The organism is Rhizobium sp. BK602, from assembly GCF_014195095.1.
Lineage (GTDB): Bacteria > Pseudomonadota > Alphaproteobacteria > Rhizobiales > Rhizobiaceae > Rhizobium.
This window is the reverse complement of the sequence record NZ_JACIBC010000003.1, coordinates 370,662-391,741: the sequence shown is the minus strand read 5'-3', so window position 1 is coordinate 391,741 and position 21,080 is coordinate 370,662. Positions and strand designations below refer to the sequence as shown.

Below are 21,080 nucleotides of genomic sequence, written 5' to 3'. Positions count from 1 at the left end.
CGCTGTAGACACCGCCGGATCACGACGCCAACTGTCCGATACTGACGGCGCAGGCCTTGCTGACCTCCTGCACCGTCGCGGGTGCCCGCATGGTGAAAAGGGTGTCCAATCCGCGCTCTCGCCTTGATTCCCGCACTGCGTCCTTGATGGCGAAGAATACGGAATTGGCGAGGATGAGCGGCGGTTCTCCGACCTCCTTCGCCGAGAAAATCCCTTCGTCATCCGGGGGGATATCGACCACCGAAGGGTCGTTGCGCGGAAAGAGCGATACGTTGAACTGCAGCGGGATCGTGACATGGGCCGGAATCTTGTAGCGCCAGGTGTTAACGGCGTTCAGGCGGCCCTTTTCGTCCCCATCCGGTTCGAACACCAGATCCTCGGTCATCAGGAACCCGACGCCCTGGATGAACGCGCCTTCGACCTGGCCGATATCGAGTGCCGGATTCAAGGACCAGCCGACATCATAGACGACGTCGGCGCTCAGGATCTTCGTTTCGCCGGTCAGAATATCCACCTCGACCACGGCGCAGGCGGCGGAATAGGTGAAGCCGGTGAACTGGTTCTGGACATCCGTTACCTTGTCGACGTCGGCCCTGGTGATGCCCGGTATGACCGGCTGGTCGGCCGGCTGCTTGAAGGTCAGCACCGGCATGTCGAAATCGCCGTGTTCGATGTCGACGTTGAAGCTCGCCGTCAGGCTCAAGCGCTTGACATAGGCGAGATGGACGAGGTTCTGCCAGATCAGGGACTTGCGGCCGCCGATTTCCACCTCGGCTGACCACCCTGCGAGCCCATAGTTCCAGAAGTCGATGCCGTTGGCTCTGCACCAGTCGTTGCCATTGTCCTTGAGCAGTTCATAGGCGAATTCGATGAGCCGCTTGCGCAGCTGCTCGCATGTGCGTTTGACGGCTTCGGCACTGTAGGGCGTGCCCGTGGAGGCGCCGCTGCTGCTCGTGTTGGGCGTCGTGTCGGTTTGCGGGCTCTCGACATGGATGAGCGTCATCGGGATGCCAAGCACATAGGCCGCAACCTGCTGCACCTGCGTCAGGAGCCCCTGGCCCATGTCGACGCCGCCCTGATGGATGATGATCGAGCCGTCGGCCTGATTGACGACGACGATTGCCGAGGATTGCTTCAACTGTTCGAAATTATAGCCCGAGCCGTACTTCACCGGTATCAGCGAGATGCCCTGCTTGCGCCATTTGTTGGCGGCGTTGAAACTCTGCACCGCCTCGAGCTTCATGGCGAAGTTGCATTTCTGCTTCAGATAGGCCCAGACCTGCGCGATGTAGCAGGCGGTCAGCGTCTGGCCGTAGGGCGTGACATCGCCGCGAAGATAGAAGTTCTTCTCGCGCAGTTCCTCCGGCCGCATGCCGAGCGCTTCCGCCGCGTCGTCGATCAGGTTTTCCTGGATGTTCTTCGCCTGAATATCGCCAAAGCCGCGCATCGCCGTGCTTGGCGCGGTGTTCGTCCGGCAGACATCGATCGCGCTCTCGAAATTCTCGATCATATAGGCGTTGTCGATGCGCGTCTGGATGCAATTGGTGACGACGAAGGAGCAGTCGTAATAGGCGCCGCCATCCGCCCAGAGCTGCAGATGCATGCCGCGGATGATCCCGCGGTCTTCCGGCCGCAGTGATCCGTCGTCCACGGCGATCTGGCCCTCGCCGATCAGAGCATGGCGCTTGCCGATCATCGCCGTGTCCTGATCGCGCGCCATGGCGAGGCGCACGGGCTTGTTCGTCACGCTTGCCGCAAGCGCCGTCGGACCGGTCGTGAAGCGTGCCTGTTCGGTCTTGCCGCCGAAGGCACCGCCGAGCAGACGGGTTTGCAGCTTGACCTTGTTGTATTGCCGCCCGAGCACCATGGCGACGGTCTGCTGCATTTCCATCGGGCTCTGCGTCGAGGAATTGACGACGATGCGGCCGTCGTCGGCCGGGAGCGCGAGGCAGGATTGGGTTTCGAGATAGAAATGAGCCTGGCCGCCGGTGCGCTGGTTGTTGACGACGCGCGTGCAGGAGATGCCATCGAGCGGAACGTTCTCGTAGACGGCAGGCGGTTGATCGAATTTCGGTGGTTGGGCTGTCTCTGCCAGCCAATCGAACCGACTGCGGGGCCTGGTGATCTTCCAGATGTGGCACAGGAAGGAGGCTGTCGAGGGCGTATCCGGGTAGACGCTGTTTTTGGCGACGGCGCTTTCGAGCGACAGAATGGGCTCCTGCCATGCCGGCTGCCAGTCGATCGGCGCATAGACAAGACAGTTCTGCGAGACGAATTGCGCGATCCCGTTGGCCGCCTGTTCGGCGTCCGCCAGCACCAGGGCGATCGACTGGCCGATGTAAAGCACCGAGCCGTCGGCAAACAGCGGTTGATCGAAGGCCATCCCCTGAAGATTGAGGCCGCTGGGGGGGACATCGTCGACCGAGATCAGGCGTCGGAAAGCCGGAAACTTATTGGAGAGACGCTCGCCAAGCTCGGCTATCGATACGGAGCCTTTTCCCGGCCATTGGTAGGAGAATCGCGCCAAGGCGCGCTTGCTCTGCACGAAGGCGGCATGCAAGGTCCCGTGCGGATAGGCGAGTTCGTGCGTGTAATGAATTCGGCCCGAACATTGGGCGAGCGCCGTGCTCTTGATATAGGGCTGGGCGACCGGCGCCTTATAGGCTTGCGGCACGTAATCCTGCTTGCCGCCGCTGACGCCCCAGGTGCCCCAGGTGATCGCGCCTGCCGACCGGACCGGTTCCGGAACGCTTCCGCCCCATTTGGTGAGGATATTGACCATCGCCTTGAAGAAGAGGCCGACGGTGAGCTGGACCTTGTATTCGGTGGTGAAGCCCTCCGACGGCAAGCCCCGCATGCGCTCGGCCGACTCCTCGATGAACTGGCGGGCCGCTTGCTCTATCGTGTCGCAGAAGCCGCAAATCAACGCGAAGGTAAGCTCCTTGCCCACCAATGGCTGGGTGATGTCAGCGGGTACCTGCCAGGGTGCGGCGCCAAGGCCGCCGAACACAAAGAGCGGCGATGCGATGCCGCCCTGCGACCGGGTGATCCGGATACAGGCATTGACGATCGTATGGGAGTTCACTTCGCGCAAGGCAACCTTTTCGGCCACCAGGCCGAAATCATTGAAATTCCGCGCCATCATCTGGACGGATCGAAGGACGATACGGTCGGCAAGCGACGGGTCCCTGGTCACCGCTTCCATCAGGTTCCCGATCGCCACAGGTTGATCCGTCGAGGCAAAGCCGCCATCTGGCCCAATTTCCCAATAGGAAATCAGCACCTGCGATCCAAGCATGACGGTGAAGATGTCGGAGGGAAAGGGCTCGCCGGTTCCCTTGGCGATGTGGTGGAGTACCAGCATGAGATTGCCGCCGACGGTGGCCGCATTGCGCACGATCCGGCCGGCGGTCCGGCGCAACATATAAAGGAAAGCGGCGACGCTGTCGGAGGCCGGAAGTTTCTGCTGCGCCGTCTCGAAGAAGGCGATCAGCTCCTCATAGGTCGCCGATGCCGGGAAATTGATGAAAAGATTGCTGTCGCTGAACGCGATGGTGCCAGCGAGTTCGGCGACGCTGCCGAGGCTGACGAAGGCGTCGACCGTCTCGAACTCTTCCTTGTATATGCCGTACGAGGTTCCTCCGGCGATGAGCTTGAAGCTCTTTCCACGCGAGGAGAGATCGGCGATGCAGGCGGCAAGCTCAGCCTTGCTGGCCGGCGTGAACCATTCGACAGGCCCGTCCGTGATCCGCAGATTGCCGGAAACGGCAGGGGCGGTCGTCGGAACGGGAATATTGACCACCGCGTCGTGCGGCAGATGAATGTCCGGGTCCTCCAGACAGTGCATGATGCCCGCCTGATCCGCCGGCGTCCAATTGCTCGCAAAGGTCTTCATGCCGGTCAGGATCGGCCGGTAACCCGTGCAGCGGCAGAGATTGCCGTCGAAGGCGTCTTCGATCTCCTGCTGCGTCGCTGCCGGATTGTTGGTGATGAATTCCGACATGTTCATCACGAAGCCGACGCTGCAATATCCGCATTGGCTGCCATTGTTGATCGCCAGCCGGTGCGCGACTGGATTGATCGTCGAATCCTCCTGGGATTCCCGAGCGGATTTGCCGTCGCCTTCCGGAGATGCTTGCAGCAGCTGCACCTCGTCGGAGACATCGAGGAATGCCTCCGGCAGTGCTGCGCCGATCTGGGCGCCGGCACGGCCGCCCATCAGGCGGTGGGTCAGATATTCGGGCACTGGCGGCGGCAGGTTGCCCGTCCCCTCGATCGTGGTGACGGCCATTCCCTGCAGCGAGCAAAGGCGCCGCAGGCAGGAGTTGATCGCCCGGTGACGCACCTTACCATCCGGCCAATCGGAAAGGATGACCGTGCAACCGCCACAACCGCCCTGGCCGCAAGGTTTCTTGGTTCCCGTCAGATGGACATCCGCGGATCGCAGATAGTCGACCAGCAATGTCTCCGGAGAGGGATCGTCGACGACGATGGACTTCCCGTTCAACAGAAACTGTAGTTGCGTTGTCGCTGTCATCCCACGCTCCCGATCCAAAGAAAATCCGTGATGAGGATTCTTTCGGGAAAAGAACTGTGTCGGTCCCCGATCGAATCCGAGATTCGATGAACGATCTACTCAAAGACGCGTTTCGGTTGTCTGTTCGGGATTATTTGCCAGAGAAACGGGAACGACTAGCACAATCTCATCAGCGCTATGATCGAATTATTCGCACGCTGGCTATGCGTGGGTTCACACGGACTTTTGGCGGCGAGCCGCCGTCACCCCGCCGCCATCATCCAGCCGTCGTTTGACGTTCGACCTGGCTGATCAGCCAGTCCTTGAAGGCGTTGGCCACCTCATTGCTCTGGCGGCCTTCGGGCAGGACGGCATAGTAGCCGAATTCGGTCGCCATAGGCAGATTGAAGATGGGCACCAGGACACCCGTGCGAACCTCCTCCTCGATGAGATAGGAGGGCAGAAGTGCCACCCCCATGCCGGCGCAGGCCGCACCGATGATCATGGAAAACTGATCGAAGCGATTGCCGCGAAAACCATCGCCGGGCGCGCCGCCATTGGCTTCGAACCATTGTGACCAGAGGCGGGGGCGCGTGGTGAGATGAAGGAGGGGAGCCTGGGCAAGGTCGGTCGGGCTGCTTGCGCCAAGCGTCTCGAATACCTTGCGGCTTGCGACCGGCAATACGAATTCGCTGCACAGAAAGGTGGAGCTCGCCTTGGCCCAGGTCGGCTGACCGTAATGGATGGCGAGATCGAAATCCTCCTGATCGAAATCGAAAGGTTCGGAGCGCGACTCCATCGTTAGGGCGAGCGAGGGATGGCGGGCAAGAAAATCAGGCAGCCGCGGCATCAGCCAGCGCGAGCCGAAGGTCGGAAGCGTTGCGATGTTGAGCGTCTCATCCGTGTCGGCGGCGGCGACGGCGCGCAACATCAATTGTTCCGACTGGGCGAGCAGGCGCTGCACGTCGGACAGCAGCCGCTTGCCGGCCTCCGACAGGATGACGCGCCGTCGCACGCGTTCGAAGAGCAGCAGACCGGTTTGCTGTTCGAGCGCCAGGATCTGCCGGCTCACCGCGCTCTGTGTCAGGTTCAGTTCCTCGGCGGCACGGGTGAAGTTGCCGTGCCGCGCCGCGCATTCGAAGGTCTGGAGATTGGCGAAATCCGGAGTGAGGCTGCGGCGCATATTCATTCTTGATAAGCATCAACTAAGCCGAGGATGTCATGAGACAAGCCTTGGAACAAGCATTATTGTGCGAAAAAGGAATGAACTTGTTTCAAGGAAGAGCTATCGTGACTGCGCCGCATGTTTCTCCCGATGACATCCGTCACGCATTTTCCGCCGCCATGTCGGACATGTACCGCACGGAGGTGCCGGCCTATGGCACGCTCATGGAGCTGGTCTCGGATATCAATGCCGAAACGCTTGCCGCCGACCCGTCGCTGCATGAACGCCTCGATGAGACGGATTCGCTGGCGCGCATTTCGGAAGAACGGCATGGGGCCATCCGTCTCGGCACCGCCGCGGAACTTGCGACGATGCGACGGATCTTCGCGGTCATGGGCATGTACCCGGTCGGCTATTACGATCTGTCGACGGCGGGCGTGCCGGTGCATTCGACCGCGTTCCGGCCCGTCGGCGAGGCGGCACTCAAGCGCAATCCCTTCCGCGTCTTCACATCGCTCCTGCGGCTCGACCTCATTGCGGACGAGACATTGCGCGCCGAAGCGGAGGCCGTCCTCGCCAAGCGGCAGATCTTCACGGACAGCGCCGTCGCTCTCACCGAAAAGGCCGAGCGGGATGGCGGCCTCGCACAGGACGATGCCGATCGGTTCGTTTCGGAGGTGCTCGAAACCTTCCGCTGGCATGATCGCGCCAATGTCGGCGCGGATCTCTATCATCGCCTGCACGATGCCCATCGCCTGATCGCGGATGTGGTCTCCTTCAAGGGGCCGCATATCAATCACCTGACGCCACGCACCCTCGACATCGATCTCGTTCAGGCTCGTATGCCGGAACGCGGTATCGTGCCGAAGGCGGTTGTCGAGGGGCCCCCGACCCGTAAATGCCCGATCCTGCTGCGCCAGACCTCGTTCAAGGCCCTGGAGGAGCCGGTGTCCTTCCTTGGCGCCGATGGTTCCTGGCAGCCCGGCTCGCACACCGCGCGTTTCGGCGAGATCGAACAGCGCGGCATTGCTCTGACGCCCAAGGGCCGCGCGCTTTACGATATGCTTCTCGACGCGTCGCGCGCCATCGTGCGTCCGGCGGCGGACGGCTCGAATGCGGCGGACTACGAGTTGGCCCTCGCCAAGGCGTTCGAGACTTTCCCGGATGACTGGGAAGCGATCCGCGCCGAGGGCCTTGGTTATTTCAGCTATTCGCTGACGGCAAAGGGGAGAGCGGCGCATGGTGAAATCAGTGGGGATATCGACACCTGGATCGCCGATGGTCTCGTTCAGTTCGATCCCATCGTCTATGAGGATTTTCTGCCTGTGAGCGCGGCTGGCATCTTCCAGTCGAATCTCGGCGACAATGCCCAGCATGAATTCGCCGCCAGCCCTAATCAAAGGCATTTCGAGGCCGATCTCGGGGCAGGCGTGCTCAACGAATTCGATCACTATGCCGGTATCGAACAGGCCTCGATCGATGCGTGCCGCCGGGTGCTGACGATGGCGGATGCTGCGGAATAAGGGAATCTTGATGCTCGAAAGCAGGCATGTCGAAGCGCTGCGGTTGCTTCTCGGCGAAAAGGGTATTCTGACGGCCGCTCCGGATCTGGCATCCTATGAGACTGGCGCGCGTTACGATCGGGGCCAGGCAGCCGCGGTCCTGCGGCCTGGCAGCACCGAAGAGGTTTCCGCCGTCGTTGCCTATTGCGTCCGCCATGGCATCCCGCTCATCCCGCAATCCGGCAATACCGGCCTCGTTTCCGGTTCCACGCCGGACATGTCGGGTCGAGAGGTGGTGCTGAGCCTTGATCGCATGACGGATGGTTTTGCGCTCGATATCGACAATCGGTCCTTGCGTGCGGGGGCAGGCTGGCGGCTTTCCGACGTCAACCGCAGGCTGGAGGAGCATGGCCTGTTCTTTCCGATCGACCTCGGCGCCGACCCGCGGCTCGGCGGCATGCTCGCGACCAATACCGGCGGCTCGCGTTTCCTGAAATATGGTGATGTCCGCCGCAACACGCTCGGCTTGACCGTGGTGCTGGCCGACGAAGCGGGAACGATCCTGCATCTGGCAAGCGATCTGCGCAAGAACAACACCGGCGTCGACTGGAAGCAGATCTTCATCGGCACATCGGGTGCCTTCGGCATCATCACCGAATGCGTGCTCAATCTCGAGCCGCTGCCGCGCCAGGTGGCAACAGCCTATCTGGTGCCGCGCGGCGACGCGGAGGTGATGCCGCTTCTGCGGGCCATGGAAGAGCGGCTGGGCAGCTATCTCTCCGCCTTCGAAGGCATGTCGGCCAATGCGATATCCGCCGCCCTTAACCATGTTCCCTCGCTTCGCAATCCCTTCGAGCGCGGGGAAGTGCCGGCCTATGTCATTCTGGCCGAAGTGAGCCGCAGCTGGGCGCCGCGCGAGGGCGAGCAATCGCTTGATCAGGTGTTGGAGGCCGTGCTCGCGGAAATATGGGAGAGCGAGGCGGCACCACTTGCCGACGCCTTTGTCGGCCCGGCCCATGAAATGTGGGCGCTTCGGCACGCGCTTTCGGAAGGGGTCAAGCACTCCGGCAGGTTGATCGCCTTCGATCTCTCCTTCCGCCGAGGTGATATCATGGGGTTTTGCGCCCGCATGCGGGCCGAATTGCCGGCGCTTTTTCCCACCGTCAGGATCTGCGATTTCGGCCATGTCGGCGACGGCGGCGTGCATTTCAATCTGGTCGTCCCGAAGGACGATATTGTTGCCGGAGATGCGGATTTCGAGCGTCGGCTTCGGGACTTCGTCTTCAAGGTCGCCGTGGAAGATTTTAATGGCAGCTTCAGCGCCGAACATGCCATCGGCCGGAAGAATCAGCCCTATTACGATCTCTATACGGCCCGAAACATCCGCGATCTTGCCGCGGGCCTGAAGGCGCTCCTGTCGCCCGGCGCGCTGGGTGCCGCACGATTTGGATAAGTCCGACAGTGGGCTTGTTCGGGGCTTTGGATAGTGTTCTTTCCGACCGTATGGACAATTGCATTTGTCGCTGATAGGAAATGTAATGTTATTACATTTCATGAGGTGGTCCGTGTATGTCGATCCAAGGGGGATTGTCAGGTTTCATTTCAATAGGAATTGGCTCGGCCAGCCGGCAGCGATTTTCGCGGCTTGACGTGGCGATGGCGCTCGTCATAACTGAGTGTGACGGTTCCCCGACGATGACTCCGAGGGGATTAATAGGGAACACGGTGAGGACGACCCAAAAAGGGACCGAGACCGTGGCTGCCCCCGCAACTGTAAGCGGATTGCCGTCCATCCTCGTGGCGCCGGAAGGCGCCATGCCACTGTGCCGGTCGGTGCGGGAAGGCAGATGGGCGACAGATATCCGCGAGCCAGGAGACCTGCCGTCGAATATCGATCCATCGTCACGGGCGGGGAAGCCCGACACAGGAGCAGGACATGACAATCCCTAACGCTTGGCCGCGCATCGATGCGCCATATTCCCCGGTTCCCGCCGATCATTCGACCGTCCGGAATGCCTATAGGGCATTCTGATATTCGCCACCGCTTTGTCGGGACGGCATTCACATCACATTCGGGGAATTCATGTTGAAGACCATCATCAAGTGGCCGCTCTATGCCGGCCTGTGCGCCATGTCATTGATCGTGTCCGGCCTGTCGGGCCAGGCCAAGGCGGCGGAAACCAGCTACCCTCTGACGCTGGAAAATTGCGGCCGGAAGATCAGCTTCGAAAAGGCGCCGTCGCGCACGGTCTCGATCGGCCAGAGCAGCACGGAAATCCTCTATCTTCTCGGGCTCGCCGACAAGGTCGTCGGCACGGCGCTCTGGGTCGGACCGGTTCTCAAGGGCTATAAGACGGTCAATGCCGGCATCGAGCGCCTCGCGGACAACGATCCGAGCTTCGAAAGCGTCCTCGGCAAGAAGCCGGATATCGTCACCGTCCAGTTTCAGTGGCAGGTGGGACCGGAAGGCGTGGTTGCCAAGCCCGAACAATTCGAGGAGCTGGGTATTCCGGTCTACACCTCGCCGTCGGATTGCGTCGGCAAGGAGAACTCCGCATCCAGCGACGGCGTCCGCCATCAGGTCTTCACCATGGATCTCGTCTATCAGGAGATCCGCGATCTCGCGAAAATCTACAATGTGCAGGACAGAGGCGAGGATGTCGTCGCTGATCTGAAGCGGCGCGAGGCGGCGGCGCGGGCCAAGGTTGCCTCCGCACAGGGCAAACTCTCCGCCGTCTTCTGGTTCTCCAGCGCGCAGAACGCCGACCCCTATGTGGCCGGCCGCAATGGCGCGCCGGGCTACATCATGACGGCGCTCGGCATCAAAAATATCATCGATACCGATGACGAATGGCCGACCGTCGGTTGGGAGACCATTGCCAAGGCCAATCCGACGATGATCGTCGCAGGCGCCATGGAGCGCCGCCGTTATCCGCTCGATAGCGTCGAGGCCAAGCGCGCCTTTCTGAAGAAGGACCCTGTCGCGAGCCTCATGCCGGCCGTCAAGGAGGCCCATGTCTTCGAGATGGATGCCCAGGCGATGAACCCGACCATCCGTACCATCGACGGCATTGAGGCTCTTGCCGACGCCATCGAAGCTGCCGGCCTTAGCAAGTGAACCGCGCAATCTCCTCGATCGGGCGAACAGGCGCGGTTTTCCTCGCCCTCGTCCTCCTCGTCGCCGCGCTCTGGCTGGGCGCGGCGATCGGCGAGACGTCGATCCCGTTCGAGACCGTTGCCAGGACCGTCGCCAACCGGCTCTGGCATGCCGGCTACCCGCTCGAGCCGATCGACGAGGGCATCGTGTGGAGCTATCGGCTGAGCCGCGCCGTGGTGGCCGCCTGTTGCGGGGCGGCGCTTGCCCTGTCCGGGGTCGTGCTACAGTCGTTGCTGCGCAATCCGCTGGCCGATCCCTATATTCTCGGCATTTCCGCCGGTGCCTCCACTGGCGCCGTCGGCGTAGCGATCCTTGGCTTCGGGGCAGGTTTTCTGACGATGCCGATGGGCGCATTCCTCGGCGCGCTCATCGCCTTTGCGCTTGTTGCACTGCTGGCGGTCAAGGCGGGGCGCGGGACGGCGGCGGTCATTCTGGCGGGCGTGGTCGGATCACAGCTTTTCAACGCTCTCACCTCCTTCATCGTCACCAAATCGGCAACCGCCGAACAGGCGCGCGGCATCATGTTCTGGCTGCTCGGTAATCTCTCCGGCGTACGCTGGCCGGATGCCTGGCTGGCAATTCCGGCGGCGCTTTGCGGCCTGCTGGTCTGCCTCTGGCATGCCCGGTCGCTGGATGCCTTCACCTTCGGGGCGGAATCGGCGGCCTCGCTCGGCATTTCCGTGCGCCGCATCTATCTCGTGCTTGTCGGCACCTCGGCGATGATGACCGCCGTCATGGTGTCCATCGTCGGTTCGATCGGCTTTGTCGGGCTGGTGATACCGCATGCGGCCCGGATGCTGGTGGGCGTGCGCCATGGCGTGCTTCTGCCGGCGGCGGCATTGATCGGTGCCATCTTCATGATTGCGGCCGATATCCTGTCGCGCACCCTGATCCACGGCCAGGTTCTGCCGATCGGGGTGATCACCGCCCTTGTCGGCGCGCCAGCCTTCGCTTTCATTCTCGGACGGAGAGGGGGACGCGCATGACACTGTCGGCACGGAATGCATGCTGGAATGCCGGCGGCGAAGCGATTGTGCGCGATGTGTCGCTCGACGTCCGCAGCGGCGAATTTCTCGGGATCATCGGACCCAACGGTTCTGGCAAGACGAGCCTGATGATGATGCTATCAGGCATCCGCAAGCCGAAAGCCGGAGAAATTTTTATGGGCGACAGGCCGATCCGTTCGCTCGACCGGCGTGCGCTTTCTAAAAGCGTGGCGCTGGTGGAGCAACAGGCGGAGACCGGCGAACGGATCACGGCCCGGCAGGCCGTCGAGCTTGGGCGTACGCCTTATCTCGGGGCGTTCACGCCCTGGTCATCCGCGGATGACGCGATCGTCGATGCGGCGCTCGCCAATGTCGATATGACTCACCTTGCCGGCAGGTTGTGGCATACGCTGTCCGGCGGCGAGCGCCAGCGGCTGCATATCGGCCGCGCGCTTGCCCAGCAGCCGGAAATCTTGCTCCTCGACGAGCCGACGAACCATCTCGACATCGCCCATCAGATCGGCCTTCTGGATCTCGTCCGCCGCCAGCGCCTGACGGTGGTCGCGGCCCTGCACGATCTCAACCACGCCGCCATGTTCTGCGACCGCATCGCCGTCATGAAGGGTGGGCGTTTGGTAGCGCTTGGCACGCCGCGCGAGGTGCTGACGGCCGAGTGTATCCGTGATGTGTTCGGCGTCGAGGTCGAGGTGGAACATGGGGGCGGTGGCGATTGCTTCATCCGCTATCGGGCGACGACCATGGGACGCGGCTCATCGTGGATGACGGATGAGACCCCGAAGGCGATCCGGGCCGGAGTATCCTAAGCATGCTTGGCCGCAACCATCACCTCAAGGAAGACATTCGCGATTATTGGTCGAAACGCTCGGAAACCTTCGATCTTGCCTTCGGTCATCGCATTCCGCCGGGGCCGGAGCTCAATGCCTGGGTCTCTGCCATTACGACAAGTCTTGGTGACAAGCCTTTGAAGATATTGGAACTTGCCTGCGGCACGGGGGAGGTGACCAATGTGCTGCTTTCGCTTGGGCATGACGTTACCGCGCTGGATTTTTCCGAGGTCATGCTGACGGTCGCGCGGCGCAAGCATCGGAAGCGGCAGCGCGTACGTTTCATCCTCGCCGATGCCGAGCGGACGATGCGGACGATGGAGCCGGACGCTGCCTATGATGCCGTCGTCTGCCGTCACCTCGTCTGGACATTGACGGAACCGGAACAGGCGCTCTCGGATTGGCATCGGGTTCTGAAGCCGGGCGGCAAGCTTCTGATCTTCGACGGCGACTGGGCAAAGCCGACATTCGTCGGACGCTTTGCCTCGCTCTCCATCGGCCTGATCGATCGAATAGCCGGGATCGATCCCCATTATGACGGAGCGATGAGCGACCGGCACCAGAGCATCATGGAGCGGCTGCCATTCGGCGACGGCCTCACCGCGGAAAAACTCGCACCGCTGCTCGAGGCTGCGGGTTTCGAGGGAGTGGAGGTCGCCTCTCATCGCCCGATCGCGGCGGCCCAGCGAAGGACGGCCGATCTCAGAAACCGCTTGCGCACCTTGCTCTACCGGCGCTTCATCCTGTCCTGCAGCCGGCCGGGCTGATCTCCGAGGCCGGTGTCACCGCCAGCCGAGGGCCGGGGCGATATGAGTCAGGATCGCTTCGATGACATGGGCATTGTAGTCCACGCCGAGCTGGTTCGGAACGGTCAGGAGCAGCGTATCGGCTTCGGCGACGGCTTCGTCCTGCGCCAGTTCCTTGATGAGCGCATCCGGCTCGGCGGCATAGCTGCGGCCGAAAATTGCCCGCGTCTTGTCATCGATGAAGCCGATCTTGTCCTCGCCCTGGTTGCCATGTCCGAAATAGGCGCGGTCGCGATCGTCGACCAGCGCGAAGATGCTGCGGCTGACGGAGACTCGCGGCTCGCGTTTGTGGCCGGCCGCCTTCCATGCTTCGCGGAAGACCCTGATCTGGTCGGCCTGCTGGACATGGAACGGAAGCCCGCTCTCATCATCCTTGAGCGTCGAGCTTTGCAGGTTCATGCCGAGTTTGGCGGCCCAGGCGGCCGTCGCGTTCGAACCTGCGCCCCACCAGATCCGCCCGCGCAGGCTCTCCGAATGCGGTTCGAGACGCAATAGACCCGGAGGATTGGGAAACATCGGCCGCGGGTTCGGTTGCGCGAAGCCTTCTCCGCGCAAGACGTCGAGCAGGACCTCGGCGTGCCGTCTCCCCATGTCGGCATCGGTTTCGCCTTCGGCCGGCGCATAGCCGAAATGACGCCATCCATCGATCACCTGTTCCGGCGAGCCCCGGCTGATGCCAAGCTGCAGGCGCCCGCCGGCGATGAGATCGGCCGCACCCGCATCTTCCGCCATGTAGAGCGGGTTTTCGTAGCGCATGTCGATGACCGCCGTGCCGATCTCGATGCGGCTGGTCTTGGCGCCGACGGCGGCCAGCAGCGGAAACGGCGAGGCAAGCTGACGAGCGAAATGATGTATGCGGAAATAGGCGCCGTCGGCGCCGAGCTCTTCGGCGGCCACGGCAAGATCGATGGATTGCAGAAGCGCGTCGGCCGCAGAGCGTGTCTGCGACTGCGGCGAGGGCGTCCAGTGCCCGAACGAGAGGAAACCGATCTTTTTCATGGTCATACACCGCAAAACGTTGGTCCAAAGGTCATGCCTTCATGGCACAATTTCAGATCAACATATAGTCGCGATGTCCGGTTGCCGAGGATAGTCGCGTTGCCTCTCGCGAACCGGCGGACGGCCCGGTCTTGGCGCGAGCCCCCTTACCGGTGCGACATGGTCGCCACGAGATCGCTGAAACGCTCGCCCTGAATGCTGACATGCTGGCGCAACAGGGTGCGCGCGCGCTCCGCATCGCCGGCGAGCAGCGCCTCCACGATGGAGCCATGCTCGGAAAAGGATGTCGCCACCCGGTTGCGCACTCGCAATTGAAGGCGACGGTAGGGCTGCAGGCGGCGATGCAGCGCGATGCACTGTTCCGTCAGGAACTCGTTGTGGCTTGCCGTGTAGATCGCCCGGTGAAAGCGCTCATTGTCATAATAATAGGCGTCGCTGTCGCCGGCGGATGACGAGCGCTCGCAATCGGCATGTGCTGACAGGATGGCGGCGCGATCGGTCTCCGTCAGCCGTCGTGCGGCCAGCGAGCCGGCCATGCCCTCGATTTCGGCCATGACTTCGAACATCTCGAAAATGCGGTGCGGACCCGGATCGATGACGATCGCGCCGCGCCGGGGGCGGATCTCGACCAGGCCAATGGCGTTGAGCTGCATCAGCGCCTCGCGCACTGGCGTCCGCGATACACCAAAGCGCGTGGCAAGCTGCACTTCATCCAACCGTTCGCCGGGGGCGAAGTCGTTGGAAATAATGCCGTTTTCGATTTGATCCCGCAGGCGCTGAACGACGTTTTCGGTCATGTTTTCGCATTTCCCAATACAAAAATTGATTTCTTGTATGCAAGAATATTTACTTTGCGCACAAGATGACCTAAGAACACTATCATAGCGGATGTCCCGCACACAATTGGGAGGTGTGCTAAGGTTGTTCCGGAAAAGGTCTGAGGCCGTCCGCCAGGAGGATACTGACATGGCAGGCATCTCCTTCTTCAGCGATATGATGCAAAGCATCACCGATCGTGGTCGCCGGCTGCTCGCGGCGGGAACACGCAGCGCGCCGGTCGCGGCCGAAACGACGATCGAAACGCTCTGCAACATGCTGCTGTCCAGCCGCGGCGAAGCATCCGGCATGGCTCTGGCCGCCGAAATTCTCCAGCGCTGGACGGAACTCGATGCGGCTGGTCAGAAAGATTTCATGCGCATGCTGCATGAGCAATTCGGTCCCGATATCGCAAAGCTCGACAAGGCAATCGAGCGCTATCGCAATGACAAGGGTGCCGACGCGGTCATTGCGTTGCATCAGGCGGCCGAGCCACGCCGGCAGGAACTTATTCGCAGGCTCAATCTCGCCCCCAAGGGAACATCCAGGCTGGTCGAGATGCGCGAGCGCCTGCTCGCGATGAAGGACGGAACGGACCAGTTCCGCGCCGTCGATGCCGATTTCTCCCATCTTTTCGGCTCCTGGTTCAATCGCGGTTTCCTGACGCTGCGTCCGATCGATTGGTCAACGCCAGCCGATATCCTCGAGAAGATCATCAAATACGAGGCGGTGCATGAAATCGCCGGCTGGGAGGAACTGCGGCGCAGGCTGGTGCCGCCGGATCGGCGTTGCTTCGCCTTCTTCCATCCGCGTCTTGCCGATGAGCCGCTGATCTTTGTGGAGGTCGCGCTGACCACGGCCATTCCGTCCGCCATCACCGACGTGCTGGATGAAAGCCGCTCTCCCATCGCCGCCAAGGATGCGACGACGGCGGTCTTCTATTCCATCTCCAATTGCCAGGAGGGACTGCGCGGCATTTCCTTCGGAAACTTCCTGATCAAGCAGGTGGTCGAGGATTTGCGCCGCGACCAGCCGGGTCTGAAATCATTCGTCACCCTGTCGCCGGTTCCGGGCTTCGCCGCCTGGCTGTCGAAGCTGCGTAAGGCCGATGCCGGCCTTAGCGAAGAGACGCGGCAAACCCTGGCTTTGCTTGACGAACCGGACTGGGCCGACGATCCGGAACGATCGCAGGCGGTCAAGGCCGTGCTGCTGCCGCTTGCCGCGCGCTATTTCGTCCGTGAACAGGGCGACGGCAAGCGGCCGATCGATCCGGTGGCCCGTTTCCATCTGGGCAATGGCGCCCGTCTGGAACAGCTGAACTTCCTGGCCGACCGCTCCCGCAAGGCGATGCGCCAGTCCCACGGCCTGATGGTCAACTATCTCTACAAGCTTGACGATATCGAGAAAAACCACGAAGCGCTTGCGCAGCACGGCGAAGTCGCGGCATCGCCGGAGGTGCGCAAGCTGGCCGAGATCGGTACGGTCGATACCGGTGCCGCGCCCGCGGTCCGTCGCCGCCAGGCCGAAATGCAAAAGAGCTGAGCAGCCATTTGGGAGGGACTATGAGCAATCACCTGTTCGACGCCATTCGCGCATCCGCGCCATCCGGCGACGCGACATTCATCGAGACGGCCGGCGGTCAGCGTCTGACCTATCAGGATGCGCTGCGTCTGTCCGGGCAGCTCGCCAGCGCGATCGATGCGCTGGGCGTTCGCCCCGGGGACCGTGTCGCCGTTCAGGTCGAGAAGAGCCCGCAGGCCCTGATGCTCTATCTCGCCTGCCTGCGCTGCGGCGCGGTCTATCTGCCGCTGAATACGGCCTATACGCTGGCCGAACTCGATTATTTCATCGGCGATGCCGAGCCGAAACTGGTGGTCGTTTCGCCGAAAATGCGCGCAGATGTGCAGACGATCGCCGAGCGCTACGGCGCGATCGTCGAAACGCTCGATGCGAACGGCGAGGGATCGCTGACGGATCTTGCGCGGGAGGAGGAGGCCGATTTCATCGACGCCGCCCGCGCCCCTGACGATCTCGCCGCGATCCTCTATACGTCCGGTACCACCGGGCGCTCCAAGGGCGCCATGCTCACGCATGACAATCTCCTCTCGAATGCGCTTTCGCTGCGCGAATACTGGCGGGTGACGTCGGCCGACCGGCTGATCCATGCTTTGCCGATCTTTCATACGCACGGCCTCTTCGTGGCGACGAACGTCACGCTGGTCGCCGGCGCATCGATGTTCCTGCTGCCGAAGTTCGATCCCGACGAGATCCTGTCCCTGATGCCGCGTGCGACGCTGATGATGGGGGTGCCGACCTTCTATGTGCGTCTGCTGCAGCACCCGGGCTTGAGCCGCGAGACCGTCGCCAATATGCGGCTGTTCATCTCCGGCTCGGCGCCGCTTTTGACGGAAACGCATGTCTCGTTCCGGCAGCGCACCGGCCATGCCATTCTCGAGCGCTACGGCATGACCGAGACCAATATGAACACCTCCAATCCCTATGATGGCGAGCGCAGGGCCGGCACGGTCGGTTTCCCGCTTCCGGGCGTCACCGTGCGGATCGCCGATCCCGCCACCGGCACACCGCTTGCGGCCGGCGAGACCGGCATGATCGAGATCAAGGGTCCGAATGTCTTCAAGGGCTATTGGCGCATGCCGGAAAAGACGGCCGCCGAATTCACGCAGGACGGCTATTTCATCAGCGGCGATCTCGGCAAGATCGATGCTGATGGCTACGTCCACATCGTCGGCCGCGGCAAGGATCTCGTGATTTCCGGCGGCTACAACATCTATCCCAAGGAGGTCGAAAACGAGATCGACCTGCTGGAGGGCGTGGTCGAAAGCGCGGTGATCGGCGTCGCCCATCCCGATTTCGGCGAGGGTGTGACGGCGGTGGTCGTCCTGGCGCGCGGCGCTTCTCTGGACGAAAAGGCCGTGCTCGACGCGCTGCAGAGCAGACTTGCCCGCTACAAGCAGCCGAAACGGGTGATTTTCACCGAGGAATTGCCGCGCAACACGATGGGCAAGGTGCAGAAGAACCTGCTGCGCGATCAATTCAAGGATCTCTACAAGAACGCCTCCTGAGAGGCTGATACGTTCCGCGCTCGAGCTTGGGAGAGAGCGGCGCGGATTGACCGAACATGGGTGGAATTGAGGACCGGCGCCCTGAGGGCGTTTCCGGAGGGAGGATTTTATGAATATTCAGATCCTGTCGATCGTGCTGCTTGCCGGCATGTTCGTCATCGCCACGATCCAGCCGATCAACATGGGTGCGCTCGCCTTTGCCTGCGCCTTCCTGATCGGCTCACTCGTTATGAGCATGAAGGCCGCCGATATTTTCGCGGGCTTTCCAAGCGACCTCTTCCTGACGCTGGTGGGCGTCACTTATCTTTTCGCGATCGCCCAGATCAACGGCACTATCGATTGGCTGGTCGAGGGCGCGGTGAAGCTGGTGAGGGGACACGTCGCCTGGATTCCCTGGGTCATTTTCCTCGTCGCGGCCATCATCACCGGTTTCGGCGCGCTGGGGCCGGCGGCCGTCGCCATTCTCGCGCCTGTCGCCCTCGGCTTCGCGTTCCAGTATCGCATCAGTCCCGTCATGATGGGATTGATGGTCATCCATGGCGCACAGGCGGGCGGCTTCTCGCCGATCAGCGTCTATGGCGGCATCACCAACCAGATCGTTCAGAAAGCGGGGCTGCCCTTCGCGCCGACCTCGCTGTTCCTGTCGAGCTTCTTCTTCAACCTCGCCATCGCCGTTCTGGTCTTCTTCATCTTCGGCGGATCGAAGATCATGCGTAAGCAGGCTGCGGTTTCCGGTCCGCTGCCGGAATTGCATCCCGAAGGCGTGACGCGAGCCATTGTCGGCCATGGCGGCACGCGCGCAGCCCCCATCAGCCATCATGTCTTCGAGGCGGAAGCCGAGGAGGAGCCGGCGCTCGCCGGTCTTTCGGCGGAGCGCCTGATGACGCTGGTCGGTCTGACGGCTCTGGCGGTGGGAGCCTTGGTCTTCAAGTTCAATGTCGGCCTGGTGGCGATCACCGTGGCCGTTGCGCTGGCGCTGCTGTCGCCGAAGACGCAGAAGGCGGCGATCGACAAGGTGAGCTGGTCGACCGTGCTGCTGATCGCCGGCATCATCACCTATGTCGGCGTCATGGAGAAGATCGGCACGATCGATTACGTCGCGCATGGCATTTCAAGCCTTGGAATGCCGCTGCTGGTGGCGCTGCTTCTCTGCTTCACCGGCGCCATCGTCTCCGCCTTCGCCTCGTCGACCGCGCTTCTCGGCGCCATCATTCCCTTGGCGGTGCCGTTCCTGCTGCAGGGGCATATCAGCGCCGTCGGCGTGGTCGCGGCCATCGCCATCTCGACCACCATCGTCGATACAAGCCCGTTCTCGACCAACGGCGCGCTCGTCGTCGCCAATGCGCAGGAGAGCGAGCGCGACAGCGTGCTGAAAATCCTCCTGATCTACAGCGCCCTGATCGCGCTTATCGGACCCGTCGTCGCCTGGCTTGTCCTGATCGTTCCCGGCCTCGTCTGAGCGACGGGAATAGAATGAGAAAGCCGGTCGCGCGAATGCGCGGCCGGCGCCGCTTTGCTAGAAATCCAGCAGCGCGTTGTCGACGACTTCCTTCATCACGAAGAAGGTGCGGGTTTGCCGCACGCCGGGCAGGGCAATGAGCTGCGTGCCGTGAATGCGGTTGAAATCGGCCATGTCGCCGACGCGGATCTTCAGGAAATAATCGAAATCGCCGGCGACGAGGTTGCAGTCGAGAACGAAGTTCAGCTTGGCGACCGCTTTCTCGAATGTCGCGAAACTTTCCGGCGTCGAACGGTCGAGCACCACGCCGACCATGACGAGCGCGCCGCGCCCGACCTTCTGCGGCTCGATCATCGCCCGCACCGTTTTGATATAGCCTTCCTCGAACAGACGCTGCGTGCGGCGATGGCAGGTCGCCGGGCTGACATCGACGAGCTGGGCGAGTTCGGCATTGCTCAGCCGGCCGTTCTTCTGCAGCAGACGCAGCATTTTCAGGTCGATACGGTCCAATTCACTCTGCATGAAAGAATCTTCCGAAAGGAGAGATAATGGCGGATGAAAGCATCTATATTCTACGATAATGCGCCAAAATAAAATAATTCACGCTTCATCTTTGAGAGCACCTTTCATCCAAGTGATGTTAGCGTCTTCCCGGTATCACGACAAGCTGAAGGGGAATTCATGCTGGAGAAATTCGAGCGCTATCCGCTCACATTCGGTCCGACTCATATCGAGAAGCTGGAGCGGCTTTCCGATCATCTCGGCGGCAAGGTCGAGCTTTACGCCAAGCGCGAGGACTGCAATTCCGGGCTGGCCTTCGGGGGCAACAAGCTGCGCAAGCTGGAATATATCATTCCCGATGCGATCGCTTCCAACGCCGATACGCTGGTGTCGATCGGCGGGGTCCAGTCCAACCATACGCGCATGATCGCGGCCGTCGCCGCCAAGATCGGCTTCAAGTGCCGGCTGGTGCAGGAAAGCTGGGTTCCGCACGAGGATGCCGTCTATGACCGCGTCGGCAACATTCTCTTGAGCCGCATCATGGGCGCGGATGTGCAGATGGTCGACGAAGGCTTCGACATCGGCATCCGCCAGAGCTGGGAAGACGCGATCGAGGATGTGAAGGCCAAGGGTGGCAAGCCCTATCCGATCCCGGCCGGTGCTTCGGTGCATAAATATGGTGGGCTCGGTTATGTCGGTTTCGCCGAAGAGGTCCGCGCCCAGGAAGAGGAGCTTGGCTTCAAGTTCGACTATATCGTCGTCTGCACGGTGACCGGGTCCACCCATGCCGGCATGACCGTCGGCTTCGCCAAGGACGGCCGCGAACGCCAGGTCATCGGCATCGACGCCTCCTTTACGCCCGCCCAGACCAAGGCGCAGGTGCTGGAGATCGCGCGGCGCACCGCCGAGCTGGTCGAGCTCGGCCGGGAGCTCTCATCCGACGATATCGTGCTGATCGAGGATTACGCCTATCCCGTCTACGGTGTGCCGTCGGACGAGACCAAGGAGGCCATCCGGCTTTGCGCGCGCCTCGAAGGCATGATCACCGATCCGGTCTATGAGGGGAAATCCATGCAGGGCATGATCGACCTGGTGAAGAAGGGTTACTTCCCGGAGGGATCGAAGGTGCTCTACGCACATCTCGGCGGCGCGCCGGCGATCAACGGTTACGCCTATACCTTCCGCAACGGCTAGGGCGGCGGCATTCGTCTTTCCGGCCGGCAAGGGCCGGCCGGAAAGCGCGGG

At 62.0% G+C, this 21,080-nt stretch carries 15 protein-coding genes and 1 riboswitch; of the genes, 10 read left to right on the top strand and 5 right to left on the bottom strand.

From position 1 onward, the window contains the following. Positions 1–19 precede the first annotated feature (19 nt). Complete coding sequence (locus tag FHX11_RS12180; RefSeq protein ID WP_184357885.1) at positions 20–4,537, bottom strand: molybdopterin cofactor-binding domain-containing protein; 4,518 nt, start codon at positions 4,535–4,537, stop codon at positions 20–22. Between the two features lie 256 nt (positions 4,538–4,793). Next, positions 4,794–5,705 carry a LysR family transcriptional regulator gene (locus tag FHX11_RS12175; RefSeq protein ID WP_184357884.1) on the bottom strand — a complete coding sequence of 304 codons (912 nt, stop codon included), beginning with the start codon at positions 5,703–5,705 and terminating at the stop codon, positions 4,794–4,796. Positions 5,706–5,806: 101 nt separating this feature from the next. On the opposite strand from FHX11_RS12175, the gene FHX11_RS12170 reads away from it, so the two are divergent. The 6 genes from FHX11_RS12170 (at position 5,807) to FHX11_RS12145 (ending at position 12,938) form a co-directional block, all read left to right on the top strand. Then, the gene (locus FHX11_RS12170) at positions 5,807–7,204 is read left to right on the top strand and encodes a VOC family protein (protein WP_348649701.1); all 1,398 of its coding nucleotides are present in this window, start codon (positions 5,807–5,809) and stop codon (positions 7,202–7,204) included. Positions 7,205–7,214: 10 nt separating this feature from the next. Continuing rightward, on the top strand, positions 7,215–8,636 hold the full coding sequence (locus FHX11_RS12165; protein WP_184357882.1) for an FAD-binding oxidoreductase: 1,422 nt from the start codon (positions 7,215–7,217) through the stop codon (positions 8,634–8,636). A gap of 212 nt (positions 8,637–8,848) precedes the next feature. After that, positions 8,849–9,084: riboswitch (cobalamin riboswitch) on the top strand. Positions 9,085–9,314: 230 nt separating this feature from the next. Then, complete coding sequence (locus FHX11_RS12160) at positions 9,315–10,301, top strand: ABC transporter substrate-binding protein (protein ID WP_246780986.1); 987 nt, start codon at positions 9,315–9,317, stop codon at positions 10,299–10,301. Continuing rightward, positions 10,298–11,326: an iron ABC transporter permease gene (locus tag FHX11_RS12155; protein ID WP_184357880.1), complete on the top strand. Its 1,029-nt coding sequence runs from the start codon at positions 10,298–10,300 to the stop codon at positions 11,324–11,326. Before FHX11_RS12160 ends, FHX11_RS12155 begins: the two co-directional genes overlap by 4 nt. Next, positions 11,323–12,150 (top strand): ABC transporter ATP-binding protein, encoded by an 828-nt coding sequence (locus tag FHX11_RS12150; RefSeq protein WP_184357879.1) that lies wholly within the window; start codon positions 11,323–11,325, stop codon positions 12,148–12,150. The genes FHX11_RS12155 and FHX11_RS12150 overlap by 4 nt, the downstream gene beginning before the upstream one ends. A 2-nt stretch (positions 12,151–12,152) precedes the next feature. After that, positions 12,153–12,938: a class I SAM-dependent methyltransferase gene (locus tag FHX11_RS12145; RefSeq protein ID WP_184357878.1), complete on the top strand. Its 786-nt coding sequence runs from the start codon at positions 12,153–12,155 to the stop codon at positions 12,936–12,938. Positions 12,939–12,953: 15 nt separating this feature from the next. Here FHX11_RS12145 and FHX11_RS12140 read toward each other — a convergent pair whose 3' ends face one another. Beyond that, positions 12,954–13,976, bottom strand: coding sequence for an LLM class flavin-dependent oxidoreductase (locus tag FHX11_RS12140; RefSeq protein ID WP_184357877.1), 1,023 nt, complete (start codon positions 13,974–13,976; stop codon positions 12,954–12,956). A gap of 146 nt (positions 13,977–14,122) precedes the next feature. Further along, the gene (locus FHX11_RS12135) at positions 14,123–14,773 is read right to left on the bottom strand and encodes a GntR family transcriptional regulator (RefSeq protein WP_184357876.1); all 651 of its coding nucleotides are present in this window, start codon (positions 14,771–14,773) and stop codon (positions 14,123–14,125) included. 169 nt (positions 14,774–14,942) lie between these two features. Between FHX11_RS12135 and FHX11_RS12130 the strand changes: the two genes are divergently transcribed. From FHX11_RS12130 to FHX11_RS12120, 3 genes are all read left to right on the top strand, one after another. Next, on the top strand, positions 14,943–16,334 hold the full coding sequence (locus FHX11_RS12130) for a malonyl-CoA decarboxylase (protein ID WP_184357875.1): 1,392 nt from the start codon (positions 14,943–14,945) through the stop codon (positions 16,332–16,334). Between the two features lie 20 nt (positions 16,335–16,354). Next, positions 16,355–17,875 carry a malonyl-CoA synthase gene (locus tag FHX11_RS12125; protein WP_184357874.1) on the top strand — a complete coding sequence of 507 codons (1,521 nt, stop codon included), beginning with the start codon at positions 16,355–16,357 and terminating at the stop codon, positions 17,873–17,875. A 109-nt stretch (positions 17,876–17,984) separates the two neighbouring features. Further along, positions 17,985–19,334, top strand: a complete 1,350-nt coding sequence (locus FHX11_RS12120) for an SLC13 family permease (RefSeq protein WP_184357873.1) — start codon at positions 17,985–17,987, stop codon at positions 19,332–19,334. Positions 19,335–19,391: 57 nt separating this feature from the next. Here FHX11_RS12120 and FHX11_RS12115 read toward each other — a convergent pair whose 3' ends face one another. Next, positions 19,392–19,856, bottom strand: coding sequence for an Lrp/AsnC ligand binding domain-containing protein (locus tag FHX11_RS12115; RefSeq protein WP_184357872.1), 465 nt, complete (start codon positions 19,854–19,856; stop codon positions 19,392–19,394). Between the two features lie 159 nt (positions 19,857–20,015). On the opposite strand from FHX11_RS12115, the gene FHX11_RS12110 reads away from it, so the two are divergent. Continuing rightward, entirely contained in the window at positions 20,016–21,029 is a 1,014-nt protein-coding gene (locus FHX11_RS12110) for a 1-aminocyclopropane-1-carboxylate deaminase (protein WP_184357871.1), read from the top strand. Positions 21,030–21,080 lie beyond the last annotated feature (51 nt).